Raw genomic sequence first — 6,811 nt, 5'->3', positions numbered from 1 at the left:
CCCAGACGCCGTCACGCACACTCCCAGGTCCGTTCCCTGATCGACAACTGGTAGAAAAACTCTACTTTTTCCAGAATATCCGGGTTTGCTTCTTCCAGCGAGCCGGTAAGGGCGTTGCGTAGGTAGACTTTCTCTCTACGTAAGCATTCTGCTCATTGGGGCTGATACTGTGATCCCCCACTGCAGGCAACACATCCAGGATCGACAGCTTTCCACGTCCTTAATGGAATTGTTGAAAAGGTTTATCTTGTACTGAATGGCATACCCCAGATCGCCTGTCGCACCGGTCGCATATTCGCCGTCGTAACGGACGGTATTGTTCAGGAGCAATTCCAGCGGTGGAACAAAGGTTACCGTCGTGTCTTTTTCATAAAGATCTCCGAAGTATCCCCATCCTGATCCAGATCCAGGGCATCCACATAATCATTTTCCCGATTATTTCCGGTTCCATACGGACGAATATAATCGTTTTCATCATACGTCAGGTAGTTGGTAAATTTGTTTTCTCCCCGTGCCGCATACTTCGTAGCCCTCAGTTCCAAATAAAGGGATAGTAAGAAGCCGGCGTCACCCCGCCATACTCTACTATGACGGCAGTTTTCCCTGTCCCTTGAAAGTTCTTTACTTCGGTAACTTTCGGTTCAATGGGGTTAGTTCTCCACTGTGAGTCATACATCCTTTTCTCAAACTTGCCTGTGTACTCAAACCCGGGAGGCAAAAGGGTGATCGTGCGGACGTTGGGAATTTTTTCCAGATCCCCATATGTGGCAGAATCATGATTGATTCTCGGCAATGCCGGGCCCACCAGATATCGAAAGGTGGCATCGTTGGCATATTCTACGACACGCGGCTCATCGGCAAACTCGTTGACAACCGGGTGCAGGGGGGATACCAGAAAATACGTCGGAATGCTCGCTGTTCCCTTCTGTCCCAGATAGGCTCCTTTGACGTATTCTTTTTTGCTGTGTCATAGTAGCTTACACTCGTAGAGCTGTTGTAGGTAAGGGAGCCATCTGACAAAGCGTCCAGCTTCTTCATTTCTTCCTCTGACAGCACACTCTTTCACGTAACTGGATCCCTGCGTTATCCAGTACAATCGGTTTTTCAAATTTGACGACAATTTCTTCATAGTTCCCGTGCTTATCCTCGATCAAAACAGGCGTATCATACTTGACATGCTCCTGAATCAGATGCTCGGTACCCGCTTTATCAATTCCGTACAGCTTGGTGTTTCCGTTATTGATGGCATCGATTACAGCCTGCCTGTGTTCCGCATTATAGGGATTTTGCTCGTCTGTTGCATATGTTGTGATCGTTGTGCTTTTAAAATAGACACCGGCCGAATCCAGCCTGCTGTAGACTGCTTTTATCTCTGTGGTCTCTCCTCCGGAATATCTGTTTTCATAACTGGAGCCATTATTGACATTCACCGCCCTGATACGAAGAGGGATCCCTCTTTCGTTCATCCTGTAGGCACCTTTATAAATCTTCCCGTCAAGATAGTGGTATTCCGGGCTGTAAATATATACAAACTCTTCGCCGATATAGTGATCCGCATGGCTGTGCTTGCCATAACTAAATCTGCCATTTTGAGAATAGGGAACCGGCTTAAAATAAAAGGTTTCTATTCTCCTGCCAACATACTCTCCGCCGTTTCCGTTTTCGTCTACGTTCTTATAGTAGTCGATCGTAATGGGAATATCCTTATTGACAGATACCGCTCCCGGCGCCAGACGGATATTCGCACCGACAGCCTGGCGGCCATTGGTCCAGTCCGCCGGACTTCCGATCTTATTAAAATTTACATTTTCCAGGAGAATCTCCACCTTATTGTCATGGATATTCTTCGTGTGCTTTCCTGCTCCGTGAACGCCAACGGAGTCTGCCCTCATGCCCGGCTCGTCCTCCGGAAACGTGTAAACGACTTTGATGTTCTTTGGGATCTCCATTCCGACACTTTCATTGACCCCCTCTATCTTATCCGGATAGATCGCTGAAAAAACATTGGTTTTCGGAATAGTGTTCGGAGCAGTTTTGGCGTCGCCCATCTGTTCTACGTAGCCGGTCACGACATAGCGATGTCCATTCTCTGTTGCTTTCTTTTCAGAGTTTATCAGACCCGAATTTCCATGTACCGACCACAGAGCAAACCCTATCGTCCTAACCACATACTTGTGTGTCGTTTCCTGAATGGGCGTACCGTCGCTTTGATACAGTCCGGCCTTCACTTCGATGCTGTCGTCATTTCTCGCATGATTTCCGTCAAATTTAAAGAAATATTGATAGCTGTAGTGTGTTCCTCCCGTGATTCTGGGATAGGTGTATTTTACATAGTTGTATTCTCCATCCTCGTATCTTTCGGTTGTTCCCGCCTGGGAATCCACAAAACGCAGATCCGTGATCTTATCGGTTTTTGGCACCCGGATCAGAAGATACGGAGCGTCCACGCTGTACGTATTCCCGGAAACGTCCAGGTCCACCACACTGTCTACCTGCTGCTGGGTATACCAGACTTCCGGCAGCTCTTGCAGACCATTTTCCGTCAGTCTCGCAATTTTCAGGTCGATCTTTTCCGTATCCTCCTCTCGCAGACCGGTCGCTTCTGCCGCACTTCTCTCAACAGCCGCTTCCGGTACTTCCCTGCTGTCTTCCATCAGACCGCCAAAGCCTCCTGCCAGGCTTTCTGTTTCTGTCGCTTTCCCGGTCTGGCTTTCTTCCACCGATACTCCTGCTGCCGCAGCCGGATGATCCTCTGCATAAACCAGATTGATGCCAGGCAGGATACTGGTCATCAGCATTGCCACCGCCAATATGCCTGCTGCAATTTTTTTCCTGTTGCCTTTCATAATGCATCTCCTCTCTCAATCCTTTCAAGCTTTGTATAAGCTGTGTAAAAAGCACCAAACTTTGTATTAAAAAAACGAAAACAACGCACCCCCTCCGGCTACGCATTTTCGTCTTCTATCACAGGATTCTCTATCCTAATTCTGTCTGTCTGTCTGTCTGTCTGTCTGTCTGTCTGTCTGTCTGTCTGTCTGTCTGTCTGTCTAAAAATTGTTTCATGGTACGCACGCCCTGTCAAGCTGTTTTGCCTGCTTTTCTATCAACTTTCTATTCTAAACTTTCTGATCCTCTATATTCTATCACTGATGACGATTCCTGTCACCATTTTTTAGGGAAGTCTGAAATTTTTCTGGCAGATATGACCCTGCACGTCTCCCGTCACTGTCCTTGCAGGATAGTATTCCATCGATAATAACCAGGATACCTCCCCTTCATTTTAAAACCTTTCCGACTTGTTTCTGTCTTGTGCACAGAACAGCATTGCCACACCTTGATTTTCCACCGCTATCATGCTATACTTCCAATCGCTACTAAAAGCCCAAAAACAAGGTCTTAAGGGCTTTTCGACGATTTCCCGGTCGTAAATGAATCGAGTGGAACAAGTATAGGCATGATAGCGGTGGAAAATCAAGGTGTGGCAATGCTGTTCTGTGCACAAGACAGAAACAAGTCGGAAAGGTTTTAAAATGAAGGGGAGGTATCCTGGTTATTATCGATGGAATACTATCCTGCAAGGACAGTGACGGGAGACGTGCAGGGTCATATCTGCCAGAAAAATTTCAGACTTCCCTAAAAAATGGTGACAGGAATCGTCATCAGTGATAGAATATAGAGGATCAGAAAGTTTAGAATAGAAAGTTGATAGAAAAGCAGGCAAAACAGCTTGACAGGGCGTGCGTACCATGAAACAATTTTTAGACAGACAGACAGACAGACAGACAGACAGACAGACAGACAGACAGACAGACAGACAGAATTAGGATAGAGAATCCTGTGATAGAAGACGAAAATGCGTAGCCGGAGGGGGTGCGTTGTTTTCGTTTTTTTAATACAAAGTTTGGTGCTTTTTACACAGCTTATACAAAGCTTGAAAGGATTGAGAGAGGAGATGCATTATGAAAGGCAACAGGAAAAAAATTGCAGCAGGCATATTGGCGGTGGCAATGCTGATGACCAGTATCCTGCCTGGCATCAATCTGGTTTATGCAGAGGATCATCCGGCTGCGGCAGCAGGAGTATCGGTGGAAGAAAGCCAGACCGGGAAAGCGACAGAAACAGAAAGCCTGGCAGGAGGCTTTGGCGGTCTGATGGAAGACAGCAGGGAAGTACCGGAAGCGGCTGTTGAGAGAAGTGCGGCAGAAGCGACCGGTCTGCGAGAGGAGGATACGGAAAAGATCGACCTGAAAATTGCGAGACTGACGGAAAATGGTCTGCAAGAGCTGCCGGAAGTCTGGTATACCAGCAGCAGGTAGACAGTGTGGTGGACCTGGACGTTTCCGGGAATACGTACAGCGTGGACGCTCCGTATCTTCTGATCCGGGTGCCAAAAACCGATAAGATCACGGATCTGCGTTTTGTGGATTCCCAGGCGGGAACAACCGAAAGATACGAGGATGGAGAATACAACTATGTAAAATACACCTATCCCAGAATCACGGGAGGAACACACTACAGCTATCAATATTTCTTTAAATTTGACGGAAATCATGCGAGAAATGACGACAGCATCGAAGTGAAGGCCGGACTGTATCAAAGCGACGGTACGCCCATTCAGGAAACGACACACAAGTATGTGGTTAGGACGATAGGGTTTGCTCTGTGGTCGGTACATGGAAATTCGGGTCTGATAAACTCTGAAAAGAAAGCAACAGAGAATGGACATCGCTATGTCGTGACCGGCTACGTAGAACAGATGGGCGACGCCAAAACTGCTCCGAACACTATTCCGAAAACCAATGTTTTTCAGCGATCTATCCGGATAAGATAGAGGGGTCAATGAAAGTGTCGGAATGGAGATCCCAAAGAACATCAAAGTCGTTTACACGTTTCCGGAGGACGAGCCGGGCATGAGGGCAGACTCCGTTGGCGTTCACGGAGCAGGAAAGCACACGAAGAATATCCATGACAATAAGGTGGAGATTCTCCTGGAAAATGTAAATTTTAATAAGATCGGAAGTCCGGCGGACTGGACCAATGGCCGCCAGGCTGTCGGTGCGAATATCCGTCTGGCGCGGGAGCGGTATCTGTCAATAAGGATATTCCCATTACGATCGACTACTATAAGAACGTAGACGAAAACGGAAACGGCGGAGAGTATGTTGGCAGGAGAATAGAAACCTTTTATTTTAAGCCGGTTCCCTATTCTCAAAATGGCAGATTTAGTTATGGCAAGCACAGCCATGCGGATCACTATATCGGCGAAGAGTTTGTATATATTTACAGCCCGGAATACCACTATCTTGACGGGAAGATTTATAAAGGTGCCTACAGGATGAACGAAAGAGGGATCCCTCTTCGTATCAGGGCGGTGAATGTCAATAATGGCTCCAGTTATGAAAACAGATATTCCGGAGGAGAGACCACAGAGATAAAAGCAGTCTACAGCAGGCTGGATTCGGCCGGTGTCTATTTTAAAAGCACAACGATCACAACATATGCAACAGACGAGCAAAATCCCTATAATGCGGAACACAGGCAGGCTGTAATCGATGCCATCAATAACGGAAACACCAAGCTGTACGGAATTGATAAAGCGGGTACCGAGCATCTGATTCAGGAGCATGTCAAGTATGATACGCCTGTTTTGATCGAGGATAAGCACGGGAACTATGAAGAAATTGTCGTCAAATTTGAAAAACCGATTGTACTGGATAACGCAGGGATCCAGTTACGTGAAAGAGTGTGGCTGTCAGAGGAAGAAATGAAGAAGCTGGACGCTTTGTCAGATGGCTCCCTTACCTACAACAGCTCTACGAGTGTAAGCTACTATGACACAGCAAAAAAAGAATACGTCAAAGGAGCCTATCTGGGACAGAAGGAACAGCGAGCATTCCGACGTATTTTCTGGTATCCCCCCTGCACCCGGTTGTCAACGAGTTTGCCGATGAGCCGCGTGTCGTAGAATATGCCAACGATGCCACCTTTCGATATCTGGTGGGCCCGGCATTGCCGAGAATCAATCATGATTCTGCCACATATGGGGATCTGGAAAAAATTCCCAACGTCCGCACGATCACCCTTTTGCCTCCCGGGTTTGAGTACACAGGCAAGTTTGAGAAAAGGATGTATGACTCACAGTGGAGAACTAACCCCATTGAACCGAAAGTTACCGAAGTAAAGAACTTTCAAGGGACAGGGAAAACTGCCGTCATAGTAGAGTATGGCGGGGTGACGCCGGCTTCTTACTATCCCCTTTATTTGGAACTGAGGGCTACGAAGTATGCGGCACGGGGAGAAAACAAATTTACCAACTACCTGACGTATGATGAAAACGATTATATTCGTCCGTATGGAACCGGAAATAATCGGGAAAATGATTATGTGGATGCCCTGGATCTGGATCAGGATGGGATACTTCGGAGATCTTTATGAAAAAAGACACGACGGTAACCTTTGTTCCACCGCTGGAATTGCTCCTGAACAATACCGTCCGTTACGACGGCGAATATGCGACCGGTGCGACAGGCGATCTGGGGTATGCCATTCAGTACAAGATAAACCTTTTCAACAATTCCATTAAGGACGTGGAAAAGCTGTCGATCCTGGATGTGTTGCCTGCAGTGGGGGATCACAGTATCAGCCCCAATGAGCAGAATGCTTACGTAGAGAGAAAGTCTACCTACGCAACGCCCCTTACCGGCTCGCTGGAAGAAGCAAACCCGGATATTCTGGAAAAAGTAGAGTTTTTCTACCAGTTGTCCGATCAGGGAACGGACCTGGGGAGTGTGGCGTGACGGCGTCTGGGTAA

Annotated in this window: 9 protein-coding genes; 6 read left to right on the top strand and 3 right to left on the bottom strand. The window is 47.3% G+C overall.

From position 1 onward, the window contains the following. Positions 1 to 350: 350 nt before the first annotated feature. The 3 genes from FYJ34_RS00310 to FYJ34_RS00300 all read right to left on the bottom strand — a co-directional run bounded on the left by FYJ34_RS00310 (position 351) and on the right by FYJ34_RS00300 (position 2,846). Positions 351 to 542, bottom strand: a complete 192-nt coding sequence (locus tag FYJ34_RS00310) for a hypothetical protein (protein WP_154475273.1) — start codon at positions 540 to 542, stop codon at positions 351 to 353. Further along, positions 533 to 793 (bottom strand): hypothetical protein, encoded by a 261-nt coding sequence (locus FYJ34_RS00305; protein WP_154475271.1) that lies wholly within the window; start codon positions 791 to 793, stop codon positions 533 to 535. Before FYJ34_RS00305 ends, FYJ34_RS00310 begins: the two co-directional genes overlap by 10 nt. A 241-nt stretch (positions 794 to 1,034) precedes the next feature. After that, a complete protein-coding gene (locus FYJ34_RS00300; protein ID WP_154475269.1) occupies positions 1,035 to 2,846 on the bottom strand; it encodes a hypothetical protein in 1,812 nt (603 codons plus the stop codon). Positions 2,847 to 3,959: 1,113 nt separating this feature from the next. Between FYJ34_RS00300 and FYJ34_RS00295 the strand changes: the two genes are divergently transcribed. The 6 genes from FYJ34_RS00295 to FYJ34_RS00270 all read left to right on the top strand — a co-directional run bounded on the left by FYJ34_RS00295 (position 3,960) and on the right by FYJ34_RS00270 (position 6,797). Next, positions 3,960 to 4,316, top strand: a complete 357-nt coding sequence (locus tag FYJ34_RS00295) for a hypothetical protein (RefSeq protein ID WP_154475267.1) — start codon at positions 3,960 to 3,962, stop codon at positions 4,314 to 4,316. Positions 4,317 to 4,321: 5 nt separating this feature from the next. Beyond that, positions 4,322 to 4,831, top strand: a complete 510-nt coding sequence (locus FYJ34_RS00290) for a hypothetical protein (protein ID WP_154475265.1) — start codon at positions 4,322 to 4,324, stop codon at positions 4,829 to 4,831. Positions 4,832 to 4,853: 22 nt separating this feature from the next. After that, complete coding sequence (locus FYJ34_RS00285; protein ID WP_154475263.1) at positions 4,854 to 5,135, top strand: hypothetical protein; 282 nt, start codon at positions 4,854 to 4,856, stop codon at positions 5,133 to 5,135. A 200-nt stretch (positions 5,136 to 5,335) separates the two neighbouring features. Then, a complete protein-coding gene (locus tag FYJ34_RS00280) occupies positions 5,336 to 5,965 on the top strand; it encodes a hypothetical protein (RefSeq protein ID WP_154475261.1) in 630 nt (209 codons plus the stop codon). 44 nt (positions 5,966 to 6,009) lie between these two features. Beyond that, positions 6,010 to 6,435: a hypothetical protein gene (locus FYJ34_RS00275; protein ID WP_154475259.1), complete on the top strand. Its 426-nt coding sequence runs from the start codon at positions 6,010 to 6,012 to the stop codon at positions 6,433 to 6,435. Beyond that, positions 6,432 to 6,797: a hypothetical protein gene (locus tag FYJ34_RS00270; RefSeq protein WP_154475257.1), complete on the top strand. Its 366-nt coding sequence runs from the start codon at positions 6,432 to 6,434 to the stop codon at positions 6,795 to 6,797. The genes FYJ34_RS00275 and FYJ34_RS00270 overlap by 4 nt, the downstream gene beginning before the upstream one ends. The last annotated feature ends 14 nt before the right edge of the window (positions 6,798 to 6,811 follow it).

Source organism: Suipraeoptans intestinalis (assembly GCF_009696485.1).
Taxonomy (GTDB): Bacteria; Bacillota; Clostridia; order Lachnospirales; family Lachnospiraceae; genus Suipraeoptans; species Suipraeoptans intestinalis.
The sequence above is the reverse complement of the archived record's forward strand: the minus strand, read 5'-3'. Positions and strand labels throughout refer to the sequence as shown.